The organism is Vibrio splendidus (assembly GCF_024347615.1).
Taxonomy (GTDB): domain Bacteria; phylum Pseudomonadota; class Gammaproteobacteria; order Enterobacterales; family Vibrionaceae; genus Vibrio; species Vibrio splendidus.
In genome coordinates this window covers 763,427-781,320 of the sequence record NZ_AP025509.1, presented here as the reverse complement: position 1 = coordinate 781,320, position 17,894 = coordinate 763,427, and the positions used below count along the sequence as shown (strand labels likewise).

Genomic DNA, 17,894 nt, shown 5'->3' with positions numbered 1-17,894 from the left:
ATGAAAAAAGGCGCTGAACTTATTAAGTTCAGCGCCTTTTTGTTAGGGCATTTTATATCCAAATAATCATGTCTGTTTTACTGACAATTAAGCTGCCATTGGTACTAGAACAAGCGTACCGAAGATAACCGTGATAAGACCACAGATTACAGGGACAGAAGTACGTTTTACTACTTCAAATGGGCTGATCTTACCCATACCAGATGTCGCGACAATTACACCAGAGACTGGCGAGATGGTACGACCTAGGTTCGATGCTTGAAGCATTGGGATGATTAGGAACGCAGGGTTCAAGCCCATTTTCGCAGCCAGTGACGGAGCCAGTTCTACGAATGCATAGAACGGTGCGTTACCAGAACCTGTCGCGATAGCCGCTGCAACCGTTAGACCCGTTAGGATAAGCATTAACGCGATGCCGCCGGCGCCAGCTGACTCAGCAAGACCGATTAGGTTATCAATCGCACCAATAGACATTAGGCCTTGAGCAAATACGCCCGCCGCAACCAACAGCATTACCACGCCTTTGAATGCTTCTGCCATGCCTTGGTAGCAAGAGTCTAGATCTTCTAGCGTCTTTTCGCCGTCGAACTTCTTCACAACGTAATCGATGATTGCGCCCACGAAGATAGAGCCCACGACGATGGTGTAGATATCAAGTGAAAGGCCTGGAATCGTACGGCCATTAAATAGGAATACACCGATGATAGGCAGGAATGGCAGTGCAGCGTAGAAAGCGGGTGCCGTTGTTTCAATGTCTGAAACGTCTACTTTTTCCATTGGTGTGCTTTCTTTCTTATCCAGATACTTGTTCCAGAAGAAAGCGGCCGCAGCCATCACGATGATTGCACAGATAGAAACAGGTAGTACCGTTTGAACGGCAAACACATCAAGAGACATGCCTGATTTTTCAGCTGCAATAACCACATCACCAGAGGTTGGTGAAAGAATGATTGCTGCAGGTGACGCACAAACTGCAACCGCTGCCGGGCGTGAAATACCCATTGCCGTCATCATTGGGAATAGGGTAGCCATCAATAGCACACCAAGGCCTGTTGCAGAACTTACTGCTAGAGACATTAGACACGCTACGATGTAAGCCGCAACAAGAAGAACGTATGGAGATTTGATAGCAGCAAGCGGTTTAGAGAATTGTTTCACTACCACGTTGTTTGCGCCGATGTGCGTCATGTAAGAAGCAAAACCACAAAGAAGCATGATTTGCATGCCTAGGCCGCCTCCACGGTACTGAAGCATGTACTTAACAAATTCTAGTGAGTCGGTAACCATGTTACCTGTTGAAGCGACCTTAGCTGGTAAGACTGTGTGACCAATAAGGCCAGTAATAAGAAGCAGGGCAAGGCCAGCAGTTAGTAATACGCCTGCTGCTTTATAGCCTTTCACAATAAAGTAACCAACAGCGATAGTAATCACTAATCCGATCAAGAGCTCTAACATAGAAATCTCCACAAAGTTTAAAAAATATAAGAAAGTGTTTCAGAATATGACAATGAATGTACAGAAAACTGCACTGTGGCACGAGGCATAGTTGAGGTTGATATGATCTAAGACAAACATTTTTTTCGATGTTAATTGTGGTTGTAAATCGTGATTAACTACTGTTATTCAGATGTTAATAAACAAATTTTGTAGCTTGTTAGAATATAACTTGGATCACTTTTGGTTGTTCTAGTTGCATATGGATGCGTTGTTTTATAAACAGTGAGTGTTTTTTGTACTTTGGAAGGAAATGTGTAACGAAGTGGGTATTTATCGGAGTAAAGAGGTGAGAATCTTAGCTTTGACGCTTACTGACGTTTAACGCCTACTTATTTCCCTAAGTAAGCGTTAAAACACAAGCTGGACTAGAATATAATTAGCGTTAAAAATAGCGAGTCAGTTTAGTTCATATCAACGTCAGGAATGTCATTTGAATACGTTGGCAGCTCAGAGCAGACTACCTTCTTACAAAAATGAATCATCCCATAGCGCGTCACCAGTAAAAACTCTTCTCTATTCAATGGAATGTAAGGCATGGCGTCAGACGATAGTGTAGAACCTTCACTTATCATGACTTTTTCGTAAAACGACAACTCGCGATTCGGGATGATTTGCTGGTGTTGGTTCTCATCCAGTGAGATGTCGTGTTGAGTGACAGAGTAAGATCCTGATGACGTAAAACCGACTTGCTTGGTCGACACGTATAATAGGTCATAACTGTCATTCTTCTTAAATTCGATGTTAATAGAAGACTGGTTATGAATCATATTATTGGACGGGTTAATAATTGATGCTGTATTTGCTAAATAATGCCCTTCAAGGTGTGATTTAGGAATAAAAGTAGAAAGCCAGCCGACTAATACGCCAAGCAGTACCACAAAAATTGCTGTATTCGTTTTGTTATTCACAAGTCACTCCTTTAAATCCTGCTGGAAAGCTCAGAGATTTTCCTGAATTATCGATGATGATTTTTCGTCCCTTATGTTCATAAAGCGTGACGTTGAATAACTCGTTAAAAGTGAATTCGTCGGATTCGATTTTACAAGAGATAAAATGCTGACCCACGAGACCTTCGCCTAGGCTATTTCTATCTAAATAAGAAAACAAATAATGGTATAACCCCGCAGTCACTACAAATAATGTAATCAGTGCTAATACACTGTTTGTTTTTTTCGTAGCGGGCGTTTTCTCGGTTGTTGAATTTTCTGTCGCTATGCTATCTGTCGCCGTGTTGTCTTCAGGTTGTTTCGTTTCTTGTTTGGGTTGCGATTGAATTTTACGCAGCGCGCGTTCTTTGTCTTGTGTCACTTGTCCTGCAAATCGGTAGCCTTTACCGCGCTCAGTGACGATGATCATCCCGCTCTTATCTTCTAATGCTTTTCGGCAAATCGAGATGGTCTGCATTAGGCTGCCATCTTCAACGTAGATACCTTTAGACACCCACACTTGTTCAATCAGAACTTGGCGAGTGATCACCTCATTGGGTCTCGAGATAAAAAACTTAAGCAGCTCTGATTCATTAGAACCTATTGGGTAGGTACGGCCCGTCTTGAAGTGATGGATTTCACTCTCTTCTAAATTGACCTGTATATCATCATTGATAATAAATTCAGCAGACATCTGGGTTCTCATTGTTATAAGCGTTCTAACCTAAATATAACAAATCTTACAACAAACATAAACTTACTGATTTTATCGTCTTTGATATTTAAGTGACTGAATTTATGTTGATTATTAACCTAATTAGATTTTCTTATATACCTTTTTGAGGTTGTTTAATGCGGTTTTAGGTGCTTGCCGTTAGTAGCTATTGGATCATTAACGGGTGACGCTGATTTAGTGGGTGTGGGTTAACTGCTCAAATTTCTTACGTAGTTTTATCAACGTGTCATTCCAACTCTGTGTTGCCTTGCTCTCTACGAATAAAAGTCGAGCTTACCTCCGACTCAATTGGCAACTCAAATAACGATAAATCGCATGACCACACCAGTTAAATGCGAAAGCTACGAAGGAGCTGTTTTGAAAGATTTCAATAAGCCATATATATGTGGACTAATTACGCTTGCCTTACTCGGCTGTCAGTCTGAAGACTCGACTCAAGAGGCCGTTTCGGTATTGGTTCCCTACAACATTAATGAACTACCAAAACCAAATGATGGTTATGGGTATGACGACGATGGAACAATATCCGGTGTCGGTGAAGACGTTGCCGCAATGTCATCGACCAATGATGCTTATTATCAGGACTACAATAATTCATACGCAGCCCTAGACGGCTGGGGACTTTGTGCAGAACCGATTTTAATTCTGCTACAAAGCGTAAATTCTGACAAACGTTATCCACTCAATAATGAAACCTTAGCCGGGAATGTGGTGTTAATTAATGAGTCAACTGGTTCGGAAGTTGCGACTCAAATATCCGCTGATGGTTCCAATATTATTATTCAATGTGAATCAGGTTTGGAAGAAGAAACAACTTATTCGATCGTTGTTACTGATGGTGTAAAAACTGAATTTGACGAACCTTTAAAATCAGATGCCAGCTTTGATGAGTTGATTTATTCAGACGCTCCATTAAATAGCGAAAAAGAAGAAGTTCTTCAAGAGCAAGTATTAAGCGCTATTGATTCATATTATGCGTTATATCCAGATAAGGGTATTCCTGTATATGCAGCACAATTTAAAACTCAGAGTGCTTATTCTCCATTGGATGCGATGAAATACAACCATGAGGCATTTGGAAGCGCTTTTACTGGTCAGTTAAATCCGATTACAGAACGGAAGAAAGATTACGATCTATATACCAAACAACTTAAAATTCCTTCCTATTTACCTTTTACTAAAGCGAGAGAATCAGAGTGTATCATTGATGAATTTGAACCGAAGGAGAATTGTCCGCCACTTTACGAATGGATTACAAACACCGACGGTGGTTTTCCTACAGAAAGAGAACCAACCCCGAAGATAACCGAAGAGTTAGATATAACTGCAGATATTTATGTTCCTAATGGATGGGATAAAAGTAGTCAGTTACCTACAGCTATTTTTATTCATGGTGTTACAGCAGAGCGTGGTACTGCTTCTTTGATGGCTGCGGAATATACGAAAAAAGGCTATGCCGTTGTTGCGATCGATATGCCATATCACGGGGAGCGAATGCGTTATGACTCAAGTCCGGAACACGTGGAAATCAGCGCGAGAGCAAACAAAGCGTTTTTCATCAACATAGATTCGCCTTTAGCACTGCGCTCTAACCTACAGCAATCAGTGTCTGACTTTTTAGGTCTTCGTTATGCGCTAAGCCAAGAAGATTGGGTGAAAAAAGATGATGTCCACTTAATTGGACAATCGTTGGGTGGAATCATGTCGGTAATGGTGAGTGAGTTTAGTCAAGTAAGCCCTGATTTTCACTCGGATACCAATACCAATTTTGAATTTAACACGGTGAACTTTGTTGTTCCGGGGCAGGGGCTAACCAACCTGGTTCTGTCTTCTCAAACCTTAGGCCCTGAAATGTCTGAAGGTGTTAAGAAGTCTCCAGATGTTCAGCGTGGCATTGCTGAAACTGTCATACCAGATACATGTACAGCAGAAGCAACGAATCAACAATGTATTGAAGCACTTAGAGAGTTTGTAGAGCTTTCATCTGATAACGCGCTGCTTGTTAGTCAGCTAGAGAACGACATCTTCGATTTGGTTGTGACAGACCTTAAACAAGGGGTTCAAGCAACAATTGATAGTGCAGACCCTGCTAGCTTCATCTCTCGTCAAGTTAAGGCTGAGCAACCGACTCTTTTGTTAGCTGCAGTTGGAGATTGCGGCGAAACCTGTGACGTTGGCGTTGATTACGTTCCTGATAGCGTAATTCCTAATACCGCGCCAGATAATATTCGAACTGGCACTGAGCCCTTAATTACGGCCCTTGGTTTAGACCCTATAACGGGTACAAAGCGTGATCAGATCGAACTCGGTGGAGTCATAAGAACGACAACCGGTGGACACGGTACGTATTTGTTTCCTTATGAAGGCCCCGTTGATGAAAATGGCCTACCGGGTATGCCTGGCGAAAATATGTCAGATGTACGTGAAGCCGTGACAACCCAACAATTAGCTGTTGCTTCGATGGTGATGACTGACGGTTCGCTTGTTGTCATTAATAACGAAGACCATATCGAAACAGAGGTGCCTCAAAATGAAGAATAAACTCATATTGGGCACCGCAGCTGCTCTCATTCCATGTTTAATAAACGCCGCAGGATTCCAACTTAACGCACAATCAGCAACGGGTTTAGGCCGTGCATTCGCGGGTGATGCTGTTATGGCCGATAGTGCGGCAATTGTGGCTAAGAACAGCGCTGCGATGGCTTACATAAAGCAACCAACACTCTCTGTCGGCGCTATCTATATCGATAGTGGTATTGATGTGTCGAGTGTTAGCTACACACCAATGATTGGTGATACTGAAATGTTAGATGACCAATCATTGGACGCAGGGACACTAGTCCCAAACATTCATTATGTTCACCCAATTCAAGATTCGAAATTTACCTTGGGCGCAACAGTTCATTCCAATTTCGGTACTGATGTTGAGTTTGACGAGTCGTTCGAAGCGGATGAGTTCGGAGGGAAAACAGCGCTTTCCAGTATCAATGTTGGTTTCGCTGTGGCTTACGAGTTATCTGAAAAAATCAATTTGGGCGCAGGGCTAGATGTTATCTACGGTGAGGGTGAGATATACCGTCAAAACTTGTTAAATGTAGATGCAGACGGTTTCGGTCTGGGTGCAAATGTTGGTGCGACTTACCAAGTCAACGAACATAACAAGTTCGGTATTAGTTACCGTTACAGCCCAGATATCGAAGTGGAAGGTGACATTACCAAAGGCGGTGTCCCTGCCGACAAGATGAACGTACCTCTACCAGACACTCTAGAGTTTTCCGGTTGGCACCAGCTCAACGAACAGTGGGCTTTTCACTACAGCCTGCAGTGGGTGAATTGGTCTGAGTTTGATTCATTAACGTCTGACTCTTATGATGACTCAATTAAAGAGTATTAATGGAAAGACGCAGGACATGTTTCTGTCGGTGGTACATACACCATGTCAAAAGACGTCGTTCTAAGAGCTGGCTACATGTACGACATTTCCCCGACTGACGAACTCACATCGCTCTCTATTCCTGATGTTAACCGTCACTGGTTAACAGTCGGAGGGACGTATAACTTCACCGATGCCAGTTCTGTGGACGTTGGAGTCGGATTTATCATCGGAGAATCACAAGATATTGACGAAAACCTGACGACGATTCCAGGAACGAGTTCCAATATAACTGCTGATGTGACTGCCGATGCTCTCTTGCTTGGTGTTCAATATCAACATCGTTTTTAACTTTTACTTTGGAGTTCAGAACGTAAAAATTTAGGAATCATATAAAAATTGCAGGGCTCGACAGTGAGTTGAGCCCTTTTCTCATTATTAGCTGTTTTAGCATTATTTAAATAGCTGGAAGCTCATTAAGTAAGAAATAGCTGCTTAGAAAAACGTTTTAATTCAGACGAATTCAAACGGTTATGGTTATTAAAAATGAAATTTACAAAGCTTAGTAAAACAATCTGTTTGGCACTGTTTGCCTTACATATCTCTCCATCGTTTGCCCAAGACTCAAACTTGATTCCTGTGACTATCGAAAAAGCGCACAAACAAGCATTCACATCTTCAATCAACGAGGTTGGCAAAATCAGGGCAACGGATTCTGCTGCATTGACATTCAGTGCCTCCGACAAAATTCTCAATATCCATTTCAAAGATGGAGATTCAGTTAAAAAAGGCGAGTTGATCGCTCAACTGGACAATACCAAAGCGAAAGCCGATTTAGACAAAGCAAGAAGCTCTCTAGCGCTAGCAAAGTCGAAATTAAAGCGAGTACAAGAATTACTAAAGAAACAGCCCGACTCTATGTCTCAACAAGATGTGGAAGAACTGGGAGAGCAGGCGAATCTAGCAGCAGCGGATTACCGACAGAAAGAAGCGCTGATGAATGACTATTTATTGGTAGCGCCATTTGATGGGCAGTTAACTAATTTTACCCACTCAGTGGGCAGTAAGATTGATGGCGCAACCGCGTTGGTGAGTTTGATTAAACTCGATCCTGTCGAAGTTCAGTATTCGATTGGACAATCGGATTTAGGCAACGCAAAACTTGGGCAGAATGTCTCTATCCAAGTTGATGCTTTTGTCGATGAAGCGTTTTCTGGTGTGGTGGATTACATTGCGCCCGCGGTGGACGAGAGCTCAGGCCGTGTAGAAGTTCACGCGCACGTGACCAATCCAGATCATCGCTTAGTTCCGGGTATGTTTGCCAAAGTAAGCCAAATGACGAGCGAAGACACGACTCAAATGGTGGTTTCTCAAAATTCCGTTCAAGCAAAAAATGCACAACGCTTTGTATGGATTGTGAATGGCGAAAAAATCGAGCAACGCATTGTTGAATTGGGCGTGAATACTAACGATGGGTACGTCGTTGTTGAAAGCGGATTGAAACTGGGTGATCAGGTCGTGGTGACGGGACAACAGAACCTAAAGAAAGCGTCTCTAGTTAAGGTAATGAACCCTAATGCGGAGCAGAAAACGGTTGAGCTAATAACGGAGCCAATAGACAAAGAGGTCACTAAGCAGACCGTTAAGCCCGAGGTAGAAAAGACCGAAACACAGATTGATGAAGCACATCCGGTTGAGCCTTCGGTTGATTGGACGGAAGCAACAAAAGGTGTAGACGAAGCGATCAATGAAAACAGCGAGCAAGCAGAGACTAGCGCGACTGTTGAGGATTCATCGAGCGAAATCCAAAGCAAGGAAACTCACAGCAAGGAAACTTTAAGCAAGCAAACCCAAAGCAAGGAAGCCGTAACGAAGGAGAATCTGAATGAAGCTTCCTGAGATTTGTATCAAGCACCCTGTGTTTGCGTCTGTTCTGAGTATCACCATTGTTTTGCTTGGGCTTTTGTCGTTTCAAAAGCTCTCAATCCAATACTTTCCTGAACATAAAACACCGTCGGCGACTGTAACCGCGGCGATCAATGGTGCGAGCGCTGAGTTCATGTCGCGTAATGTGGCAGATAAACTGATCACGGCGGCAACGGGCTTAGACAGCGTGAAAACCATGACGACCGACTGTCAGGAAGGCACGTGTAATCTAAAAATCATGTTTGAAGATGACATTAATGACGTCGAATACACGAGCTTGATGAACAATCTGCGTAGCAGTGTTGAAGCGATTGGTGATTTCCCTCCTAGTATGACGGACAAGCCAACGGTAACGGATGACTCTTCTGATACCAGCATGCCGAGTAATATCATCACGTTTGTGAATACCGGCAAGATGTCTAAGCAAGACATGTATGACTACATTAGCCAGCAAGTCGTGCCCCAGTTTAAGCACATACAAGGTGTGGGGGGGATTTGGGGGCCGTATGGTGGCAGTGAAAAAGCGGTTCGTGTGTGGTTACAACCTGATCGAATGATGGCGCTTAACATGAGTGCGTCAGACGTGGTCGGTACATTAAGCTCATACAACGCGACGTTTACCGCGGGTACTATCAAAGGTCAGGTGCGAGATTTCTCCATTAACCCAGTCAACCAAGTGACCAGTGTTGATGATGTGCGAGATTTGGTGGTTCGTGTCGATAACGGCAAGATCATTCGTGTCGGAGATATTGCTGAAGTCAAAATGGGCGAAGAGAGCCTTACGCCGAGCATTCTTCGTGTAGATGACAATTTAGCTATGTCGATTCAGGTGTTACCGCTAAAAAGTGAAAACCCAGTGACGGTTGCCAATAAGGTTAAGAAGCAAATAGACGTGATTCAACCTCAGTTGCCTGAAGGCATTGAGATGAAAATGGTCTACAACCAAGCTGATTTCATTAAAACCGCAATTGACGAAGGCTTCATGACTTTAGTTGAAGCGATTGTTCTGGTTTCAGCGGTCGTGGTTTTGTTCCTTGGTTCTGTTCGTGTGGCTTCGATTCCGATCATTACCATCCCAGTGTGTGTGATAGGTGTATTTGCCGTCATGCATTTACTTGGGTTTAGCATCAACGTACTGACGATTCTGGCCATCATTCTTGCAATTGGTTTAGTTGTCGATGATGCCATTGTTGTGGCTGAAAACTGTTACCGGCATATCGAAGAGGGCGAAACCCCTTTTAATGCCGCTATCAAAGGGTGTCGAGAGATCGTCTTTCCTGTGATAGCGATGACGCTCACGTTAGCGGTCGTGTATCTACCTATTGGTCTGATGTCAGGCTTAACCGCTGATCTATTTAGACAATTTGCTTTCACGTTAGCTGCTGCAGTGATCATCTCAGGGTTTGTCGCTTTAACGCTTTCACCCATGATGTGTGCTTACTTAATGAAGCCAGTTACAAAGCCAGCAAGGTGGTACAAAAAAGTTGATGCGAAGCTGAATGTTCTGTCTGACTTGTACACCAAAGAACTGAGCAAATGGTTTGAGCGTAAAACACTGATGAGCTGTATTGCTTTGGTGTTGATTGCTCTGTCTGTTTTGGCGGTTTGGAAAATGCCTCAAGTGCTACTTCCAACCGAAGACACTGGTTTTGTCGAGGTGACTTCAACGCCACCAACAGGGGTAGGGCGTCAGTATCACCTCGACAACAACGAGCAACTTAACAGTGTGTTCAAAGGTGATCGTTCGGTAGAGGCAAACTTGTCTTACATCGAAGGGACTCCGACCAATCACGTTTTATTGAAATCATGGGGCGAGCGTGACCAGTCAGCTGATGAACTGGTTAACGAGTTTATCGCCAAAGCGCAAAGTTCGGTCTCTGCTTATGGCATGTCTTTCAAGGTTCGCTCGGCAGATAACTTAAGCATAGCGACCAATATGATCCTTGAGCTGACGACGGTTAACCGCGACACCTCGGTGCTGTCTGAAACCGCAAGTGAGGTCGTTGAGGCGCTTGAGGGTTATGAGGGCGTGACCAACATTAATAATTCGATGTTACGCGACCAATTACGTTATGACTTGTCGATTGACCGTAATGCGATTGTGTTGTCTGGTGTTGATTACAGTAACGTAACCAACGCGTTATCGACCTTCCTTGGATCTGTGAAGGCGGCAGATTTGCAAGCCGATGACGGTTATACATACCCCATTCAAGTTCAAGTAAACCGAAAGGATCTCGGCGACTTTAAGGTTCTCGATAAGCTGTATGTGGATTCACAGTCGGGGCAAAGGCTTCCTTTGTCTCAGTTTGTATCAATCAAACAAGTGACATCGGAATCTAACTTTAAGACGTTCATGGGTAAAGACAGCGCTGAAATTACCGCAGATTTGATGCCCGGATACACGGCGAGTGATGTGAAAGCCTACATTGATGATACGGTTCCAAGCTTATTGAAACCGGCGCAGAGCTACGAGTTCAATGGCATAGTTAAAGACTTGGTTGATTCAACAGCAGGCGCACAAGTGCTGTTCGTATTAGCGTTGATTTTCATCTTCTTGATATTGGCCGCGCAGTTTGAAAGCTTTGTCGACCCAATGATCATCTTGCTGACGGTGCCATTGTGTATCGTGGGTGCGATTTTGACGCTGTCGGTATTTGGTCAAAGTCTCAATATTTATTCGAAGATCGGGCTACTGACATTGGTTGGCCTAGTGACCAAACACGGTATTTTGCTGGTGGAGTTTGCCAACGAAAAACGCAAATCTGGCGTGAGTGCAAAAGAAGCGGCGATCAGCAGTGCGCGTTCAAGGCTGCGTCCTATCTTGATGACCTCATTGACGATGATCCTTGGTTCATTGCCATTGGCATTAGCAGATGGTCCGGGTTCATTAGGTCGAATCAATATTGGTTTGGTGTTGGTCGGAGGTTTGACAGCCGGAACCTTCTTCTCACTGTTCTTAGTGCCAGTGGCTTACGTTGGTATGGCGAATCTAAAACAGATGGACATACTTACTCGATTGAGAACGAAACCTGTATAACTCGCTATATAGATTGACGAGTTAATTGAAGTGAAAACTAAAACGCGCCTGCCATGAACCATGGTGGGCGCGTTTGTATTTATTCTCTCAATTGCCTAGAACGGTACAAAACTGTCTAGAACGGTGCAAAATCGTCATGTACCACGGTTGGTACCGTCCAACGTTGATGCGCATCTATAGGCTCTGGTAGCGAATTGTGGTGTGGTATTTGTCCACGGTCGCCATACAACCACAATACCAAGTTCGAACGTTCACCACTTGTTATCGGCAGCGCCGCATGGGCAACGTTTCCTCGATGAATCATAGCGACACCGGGCGTGAATGTTGTTTGGTTCATCTTACCCGTAGCAGGGTCATAAAAGTTAAGTTCTGACCCTGAAAACTCTTCATCTGGCATATTTACGTTAATGTTGAGCGTGACAGAAGACGCATCAGTATGAAGGCGCAAAGACGTATCTTTGTTCGCTTGATACTGAATTGAGAATCCAAAAGTTTGTGTATCGTATCCCATGATTTCTGGGAACAATAAACGGGCGATAGGGCGCATGTAACTGTCGAGCAAATCACGGTAAAACGCTTGGAAACTTGGCGCTGCTAAATAACCTTCAGAACGGCTGTCTAACATTGCTCCACCGCGGTTAAGTACTATGCCATATGGTGGGCGCAGCGGAATTTGAGCGTTAGAAACCGCTTCCAAGTAATCACGCAACTCGGCGAGACGTTCAGCATCAAAGAACTGAAACTTAAATACTCCAGGAGAGATTTCTTCGAGCAAGTCTTTTACCGCGATTTCTTTCGTTGGATTTTGCCAAGCTTCTCTGACAGCTTCACGCAGGCGGGCATCTAACAGCGAATCATCGAAATCCAATTGGCTGCCTTCCGCACTTGCTTCCCATTCTTTCCAAGCTTCGCTGAACAAGCCCTTATTGTTGTCCCAAAACTGTTGTACAGAAGGAGCTCGTTGAAGCATAGCTTCTCGTGTAGGTAAATCGATGGCGCGTGCGCGCTCTAGTTGATTAGATAACATAATGTGTTCGCTCCTTTTGTTTGCTTGCGACCAATCTATTACACCAAGGTTTGTAGATAAACGGGGTGCTGGGCAAAACAGAATTAACTTTTTCTATATAATAAAATAGCGGCTTAGCGGTTCTGCTTAAGTCAATAAGCGGCAGGAATAGTTAGTGATGAACAAATTACGGAGTGATGGAGAAGCTTAGACGAACATGCAAATCCTTTTGCATGTTCGATGGGGGAAGCGTTATTTAGAAATCGTAGTTTAGATTCATTGAGCTGTAGATTTCGGCGTTACTTTGGTCTGATGCGACAGTAGTGTTGTAGATGTATTCGGTATCAAAAGTTAGCGCCAAATTGCCCATCAAGATGTTCTTTAGATAGCCTTTGAGGTTGTAATTGGTGTTCTCTTCACCGTAAGCCATGTTAGCCGTTGCTCCCATAGAAAACGTCTCTGTGAGCGTCAGAGAGCCATCAATATTGGCATTGACGATCAGTTCATAGTTCTCTTTGTTTGGAAACTCTTCATCAGAAGACTGTCGTTGACTGATTCGGTAACCCGGGCCAGCAGAGCCTTGAAGTTTGATTCTTTCAGTATCATAAAAGTGGCGACCCAATCCTGTAGCTGTTATGAATTGCTTACGATAAGTACCAAAGTGGTCGTGTTCAAAACGTGTTGTCGCGACCAAATAGGTGACTTCATTCAAGTCATAGCTGATGCCATAGTTTGTGGTATAGCGATTGGTGCCGTCTTCGTCGTTTTCAGCATCGGTATAGTAGGTATCAAACTGAACTCGTTGGCCCCAGTTCTCTTTTTTGTATCCAACAGAGATTCCAGAATTGATCGACAAAGATGAGCTTGTGTTTTGTGAGTAGATAAATCCGAGCTTAGTCAGGGTCGTAAAAGGGGATTCTTCAGCTTCTTCTTTTAACTCAGAAGCTTCGCTTAATACGACGTCGTCCTCGAGTACAACTTCTTCAACTTCTTCTCCAAATACGGGCATAGAGAACGCGATGAGAAATAAAGGCAGTTTTGCTCGGGATCGTGTGTATGAAACTGTATTGGTTAATGGGCGCGTTGTTTGTGAGGTAGTGTGTTTCGACATAATGATTTGGTATATAAGGTGATTGGACACGACGAACGCAAGGCTAGTCGTGAAGAGTCGTCAATGATTGAATCGAAAATGCGCGTGAGTTATGACGCGATAGGCAAAGGCGAGAAGATGGTTTTAATCGCAGAAAACCCGTTGCCTCGATGAGGGTTGAAATCTTCAATATGCACAAAGAATTCAAGTATCTCAGAGGGTTTATCATCTTCGATTAATAGGAACTCGAGTAATCCCTGTTCGACATGGCATGAAACAATGGTCTCACTCGAATAGTCAGCTATAACCTGTTCAACATTAATTAAGACGCTCGTCTCAGGCAAGACGTTGAAAGCATCTTGCGCGCATTTAAGAATACAGCTACACACATACTCACGATATAAGGTGTTGCTTTCAGAAAGAGGCATCGTTTCAAGCTTCACTTCGCCTTGGCACAATACCTTTTTCTCTTTTGGGATCACGTTGTGCTTATTAACCTGAATATTGACTTCTAACAGGTGCCCATTCTTATAGGTATTAAAGTTATGGTTTATCAGCTTGGTGTCGACTACGGCTGCGTTTACAGGGTTCTGTTGCGCTTCTGAAAGGGCAGAAAGTTTGGCGCCACTGTCGTTGTTTAAAATGCCTTTCGACAACTGATTATCTTTGGCCCAGTAGCTGTAGTGTTGAACCCAACTTATAAACTCAGTTTTGTATTGTTCGATGTCTTTTTCGGCGGCACGCTCAATATTGTTGGTGAGGGTGTACAACTTCGACTTGCTGCCCAGCAACATATCTAGCCAGTTAGGTTTGTACTCATCGAGTGCTTCCATGGCTTTGACTTTATGATCGAATCGGACCGTTGGCATTGCCGGCGCAGGTTCCATCGCAATCGACTCCCAATTCATTTTTGGGGTCGGAATGGTATGCACGGATTGGATTAAGTGGAGGTGCTGATTGAATAAGCTCACTTCGCTTACCGCGTCCTCAAGTTGTTTGGTATTCATCTACATTCCTGTCGACTGTTGTTCTTGTCATTTGGCGCTTAGTTTATGTTCAAAGCGCGCGAACAGTATTTAAATGAACGTGAATGATCTTTCGTGAGGTTACTTGATATTGGTTTAGGAATATTTTGGGGAGAAAGCTAGGTTTATGATTAAAATAACACCACAGAAACACAGAGAACAAGGCGCTCTCTGTGCTGGTCAATTTGCTATTATAGAAACTCGCTGATGGGTATTATCTTTGGCGTCTTGCGACCAAAGTAAATCGGTAATCGTTAGATGTGAAGTAGTTACGGCTGTATTCAAACACCGTGTTATTGGCAAGGTAACCGCGAGTACGTTTTTCAATGATAGGCTGAGCTGGGTCAATACCTAGCTGTTTCGCAACATCTTCAGGCGGAAGAATCGGCACCAATTCTTGCTCACTTCTATCAATCACCATGCCTTTGGTGTTCTCAATAAAGTCGTACTTTGATGTCTGCATCACTTGATAGGTGAGATCTGGGAATAGGGCAACAGGTAACCAAGTTTCTTCAACCGTGATTGGATTGTTGTCTATGAAACGAACACGCTTTACGTAGAAAACCAATTCGCCTTCTTTGATATCTAAATGCTCAGACATCGCCAAAGAACACGGCTTCATTTCAAAGGCCAGAACGTCACTGTGTGTAACCACATCCAAATGCGCCCACTTTTCTTGAAAGCTCGACTGTTTGTAGATGTCATAATTGATCTTGTTCTCTTTGACGTAAGTGCCGCTGCCTTGAACGCTTTCAAGCTCATCGTTTTCGATCAGTAGTTTCAACGCTTGCCTAACCGTCACACGGCTTACCGAGAATACTTCACGCAATTGCGCTTCTGTTGGGAGTGCTTCTCCAACTTTATATTCTCCAGAACTGATCTTTTCTCTTATTGCATCTGCGATTTGGCGATACATAGGGAGTCTTGCCATTTTTGCCTCATTTGTGCGCTAGAACAACTAGACTTTGATTAACAACCTGTACCTTAAATACGTAAATTTGCTCTATATAAGCCTTGCTTTAAAGGTTAGTGTGAGCGTCGTATCGGCGTTTTGTAGTACATATAATACAAATTAAACGATACATAACAAGCTTTCTTAAAGGATTTGCCAATACGATTTGAATACAAATTAAATACAAATATGTATTGGTGAGATCGTGATCACGGATTAAATGTCTTGAAGTTGTATTATTCTTCTCGTCGACAGAGACGACTGTCGTACTAATCCGTGACTATGGGACAAAGGTTATGAAACTTACAACTCTAACGAATAAGTCGCTCGTAAATCTGCAAACTACGTTTAGCAGTCGAGAAGAAGCGATTTACGCACTTGCTGACCAACTGGATCAGCAAGGCAAACTGCATAGCAAGCAAGAGTATCTTGATGCAGTATTTGCTCGTGAAGAGCAAGGCCCGACAGCGCTTGGCGAAGGCCTAGCAGTACCGCATGGCAAGACTGACGCGGTTAAAGAAGCTGGCTTCGCTGTAGCAACGCTTAAAGAAGACATGAAATGGAAAGGCTTGGATGAAGACGAAGATGTGAATCTTATCTTCCTAATTGCGATTCCAAATGCAGAAGCGGGTTCTACCCACATGCATCTGCTTACCGCACTGACAACTACATTGGTTGACGACGATGTTCGCGAAGCGGTATTAAAAGCGACAACCGCTGAAGAAATCTTTGCGCTTCTTGATGGCGACAATCAACAAGAAGAAAAACAAGACAACTTAGATACAAATGCACCGACAATTGTATGCGTTACTGCTTGCCCTGCTGGTATTGCTCATACTTATATGGCGGCAGAATACCTAGAAAAAGCCGGCAAAAAGCTTGGCTACAAGGTTCATGTTGAAAAGCAGGGCGCAAACGGTATTGAAGATCGCTTAACTGCGGAACAACTTAATAATGCTGTAGCGTGTGTGTTTGCTGCTGAAGTGGCGATTAAAGAATCTGAGCGCTTTAACGGCATTCCTCGTATTGAAACGCCAGTCGCAGAACCGATTAAACACGGTGAGCGCATTTTAAACGAAGCGATCGAAGAGTCGAAAAAAGGCAACGGTGCAGAGCGTAAAGTAGCTACTGATGATAAACCGAAGAAACTGCCACTGAAAACTGAGCTCAAACAAGCACTGCTTTCTGGTATTTCTTACGCGGTTCCTCTTATCGTTGCTGGTGGTACTGTTCTTGCGGTTGCTGTTCTTATCGCGCAAATTTTTGACCTGCAAGAGCTCTATGCAACAAAAGATTCTTGGCTATGGATGTATCGCAAACTAGGTGGCGGCCTACTGGGTACATTGATGGTGCCAGTACTGGCAGCTTACACAGCTTACTCATTAGCAGATAAACCGGCACTTGGTCCTGGTTTTGCCGCAGGTATTGCAGCAAACATCATTGGCTCTGGTTTCCTAGGCGGTGTTGTTGGTGGTTTGATTGCTGGTTACGTGATGCGTTGGGTAAAAGAGCATGTTCGCTTAGGCCCTGCGTTTAACGGCTTTCTTACTTTCTACCTTTATCCGGTGATCGGTACTTTGGTGGCAGGTAGCTTGATGCTATTTGTTATCGGTAAACCTGTAGCGTTCCTAAACCAAGGTCTAACGGACTGGTTGAACGGTATGTCAGGCACCAATGCACTGTTATTGGGTGCGATTCTTGGTCTGTTTGTATCATTCGACTTAGGTGGTCCGGTAAACAAAGCCGCTTACGCATTCTGTTTAGGTGCAATGGCGAACGGTGTTTATGGCCCATACGCAATCTTTGGTTCAGTAAAAATGGTATCGGCGTTCACCGTAACGGCTTCAACCATGATTGCTCCACGCCTATTCAAAGACTTTGAGATTGAAACCGGTAAATCTACATGGCTACTTGGCCTAGCGGGTATTACCGAAGGTGCAATCCCAATGGCGATTGAAGATCCAATCCGTGTAATCGGCTCATTCTTACTAGGATCAGTGGTTACAGGTGCGATGGTTGGCGCGGCAGGTATCGGTCTATCGACTCCGGGTGCAGGAATCTTCTCTATCTTCTTGTTACACGATTCAGGTTTGGGCGCATTCTCTGCTGCTGCAATCTGGTTCGGTGCTGCGATTGTCGGCACAGTGATTTCAACTGTTACTCTTCTGATGTGGCGTGGTCACGCTGTAAAAAAGGGTAAGTTTGAAGCAAGTACTGCAACACAGAACTAACTAAATTTTGAGCTAACTTCTAACTCGCAATTAAAACACCATATAAAAAATAACGAACAACTTGGCTGTCCTAAATACCTGTGCTCCTAACGGTT

The 17,894-nt window shown here is 43.8% G+C and carries 11 protein-coding genes and 1 pseudogene; 5 read left to right on the top strand and 7 right to left on the bottom strand.

The features are described from left to right. Positions 1–87: 87 nt before the first annotated feature. From dcuC to OCU90_RS20760, 3 genes are all read right to left on the bottom strand, one after another. Positions 88–1,455 (bottom strand): anaerobic C4-dicarboxylate transporter DcuC, encoded by a 1,368-nt coding sequence (dcuC, locus tag OCU90_RS20770; RefSeq protein WP_061025571.1) that lies wholly within the window; start codon positions 1,453–1,455, stop codon positions 88–90. A gap of 443 nt (positions 1,456–1,898) precedes the next feature. Then, positions 1,899–2,405 (bottom strand): hypothetical protein, encoded by a 507-nt coding sequence (locus tag OCU90_RS20765; RefSeq protein ID WP_017092082.1) that lies wholly within the window; start codon positions 2,403–2,405, stop codon positions 1,899–1,901. Next, positions 2,398–3,117 carry a winged helix-turn-helix domain-containing protein gene (locus OCU90_RS20760; protein WP_061025570.1) on the bottom strand — a complete coding sequence of 240 codons (720 nt, stop codon included), beginning with the start codon at positions 3,115–3,117 and terminating at the stop codon, positions 2,398–2,400. The genes OCU90_RS20765 and OCU90_RS20760 overlap by 8 nt, the downstream gene beginning before the upstream one ends. A gap of 357 nt (positions 3,118–3,474) precedes the next feature. On the opposite strand from OCU90_RS20760, the gene OCU90_RS20755 reads away from it, so the two are divergent. The 4 genes and pseudogenes from OCU90_RS20755 (at position 3,475) to OCU90_RS20740 (ending at position 11,495) form a co-directional block, all read left to right on the top strand. Next, a complete protein-coding gene (locus OCU90_RS20755; protein WP_061025568.1) occupies positions 3,475–5,700 on the top strand; it encodes a lipase in 2,226 nt (741 codons plus the stop codon). Next, a pseudogene (locus tag OCU90_RS20750) lies at positions 5,690–6,883 on the top strand (outer membrane protein transport protein). The gene OCU90_RS20755 and the pseudogene OCU90_RS20750 overlap by 11 nt, the downstream one beginning before the upstream one ends. A gap of 195 nt (positions 6,884–7,078) precedes the next feature. Then, on the top strand, positions 7,079–8,431 hold the full coding sequence (locus OCU90_RS20745; RefSeq protein ID WP_061025566.1) for an efflux RND transporter periplasmic adaptor subunit: 1,353 nt from the start codon (positions 7,079–7,081) through the stop codon (positions 8,429–8,431). Next, positions 8,418–11,495 carry an efflux RND transporter permease subunit gene (locus OCU90_RS20740; protein ID WP_061025565.1) on the top strand — a complete coding sequence of 1,026 codons (3,078 nt, stop codon included), beginning with the start codon at positions 8,418–8,420 and terminating at the stop codon, positions 11,493–11,495. Before OCU90_RS20745 ends, OCU90_RS20740 begins: the two co-directional genes overlap by 14 nt. Positions 11,496–11,610: 115 nt before the next feature. Here OCU90_RS20740 and OCU90_RS20735 read toward each other — a convergent pair whose 3' ends face one another. The 4 genes from OCU90_RS20735 to OCU90_RS20720 all read right to left on the bottom strand — a co-directional run bounded on the left by OCU90_RS20735 (position 11,611) and on the right by OCU90_RS20720 (position 15,547). Continuing rightward, positions 11,611–12,522 (bottom strand): 2OG-Fe(II) oxygenase family protein, encoded by a 912-nt coding sequence (locus OCU90_RS20735; protein WP_061025562.1) that lies wholly within the window; start codon positions 12,520–12,522, stop codon positions 11,611–11,613. A 235-nt stretch (positions 12,523–12,757) separates the two neighbouring features. After that, positions 12,758–13,510, bottom strand: a complete 753-nt coding sequence (locus OCU90_RS20730; RefSeq protein ID WP_061025561.1) for a DUF481 domain-containing protein — start codon at positions 13,508–13,510, stop codon at positions 12,758–12,760. A gap of 191 nt (positions 13,511–13,701) precedes the next feature. After that, complete coding sequence (locus OCU90_RS20725) at positions 13,702–14,598, bottom strand: hypothetical protein (protein WP_061025558.1); 897 nt, start codon at positions 14,596–14,598, stop codon at positions 13,702–13,704. 232 nt (positions 14,599–14,830) lie between these two features. After that, positions 14,831–15,547 (bottom strand): GntR family transcriptional regulator, encoded by a 717-nt coding sequence (locus OCU90_RS20720; RefSeq protein ID WP_004731293.1) that lies wholly within the window; start codon positions 15,545–15,547, stop codon positions 14,831–14,833. 317 nt (positions 15,548–15,864) lie between these two features. Here OCU90_RS20720 and mngA point away from each other — a divergent pair, with 317 nt between their 5' ends. Next, a complete protein-coding gene (gene mngA / locus OCU90_RS20715; protein ID WP_061025557.1) occupies positions 15,865–17,799 on the top strand; it encodes a PTS 2-O-a-mannosyl-D-glycerate transporter subunit IIABC in 1,935 nt (644 codons plus the stop codon). Positions 17,800–17,894 lie beyond the last annotated feature (95 nt).

What these genes read in the sequence shown, in the direction of transcription:
- dcuC (WP_061025571.1), bottom strand. Translation starts at nt 1,455, where the DNA reads ATGTTAGAGCTCTTGATCGGATTAGTGATTACTATCGCTGTTGGTTAC.
- OCU90_RS20760 (WP_061025570.1), bottom strand. Translation starts at nt 3,117, where the DNA reads ATGTCTGCTGAATTTATTATCAATGATGATATACAGGTCAATTTAGAA.
- OCU90_RS20755 (WP_061025568.1), top strand. Translation starts at nt 3,475, where the DNA reads ATGACCACACCAGTTAAATGCGAAAGCTACGAAGGAGCTGTTTTGAAA.
- OCU90_RS20745 (WP_061025566.1), top strand. Translation starts at nt 7,079, where the DNA reads ATGAAATTTACAAAGCTTAGTAAAACAATCTGTTTGGCACTGTTTGCC.
- OCU90_RS20740 (WP_061025565.1), top strand. Translation starts at nt 8,418, where the DNA reads ATGAAGCTTCCTGAGATTTGTATCAAGCACCCTGTGTTTGCGTCTGTT.
- OCU90_RS20735 (WP_061025562.1), bottom strand. Translation starts at nt 12,522, where the DNA reads ATGTTATCTAATCAACTAGAGCGCGCACGCGCCATCGATTTACCTACA.
- OCU90_RS20730 (WP_061025561.1), bottom strand. Translation starts at nt 13,510, where the DNA reads ATGCCCGTATTTGGAGAAGAAGTTGAAGAAGTTGTACTCGAGGACGAC.
- OCU90_RS20725 (WP_061025558.1), bottom strand. Translation starts at nt 14,598, where the DNA reads ATGAATACCAAACAACTTGAGGACGCGGTAAGCGAAGTGAGCTTATTC.
- OCU90_RS20720 (WP_004731293.1), bottom strand. Translation starts at nt 15,547, where the DNA reads ATGGCAAGACTCCCTATGTATCGCCAAATCGCAGATGCAATAAGAGAA.
- mngA (WP_061025557.1), top strand. Translation starts at nt 15,865, where the DNA reads ATGAAACTTACAACTCTAACGAATAAGTCGCTCGTAAATCTGCAAACT.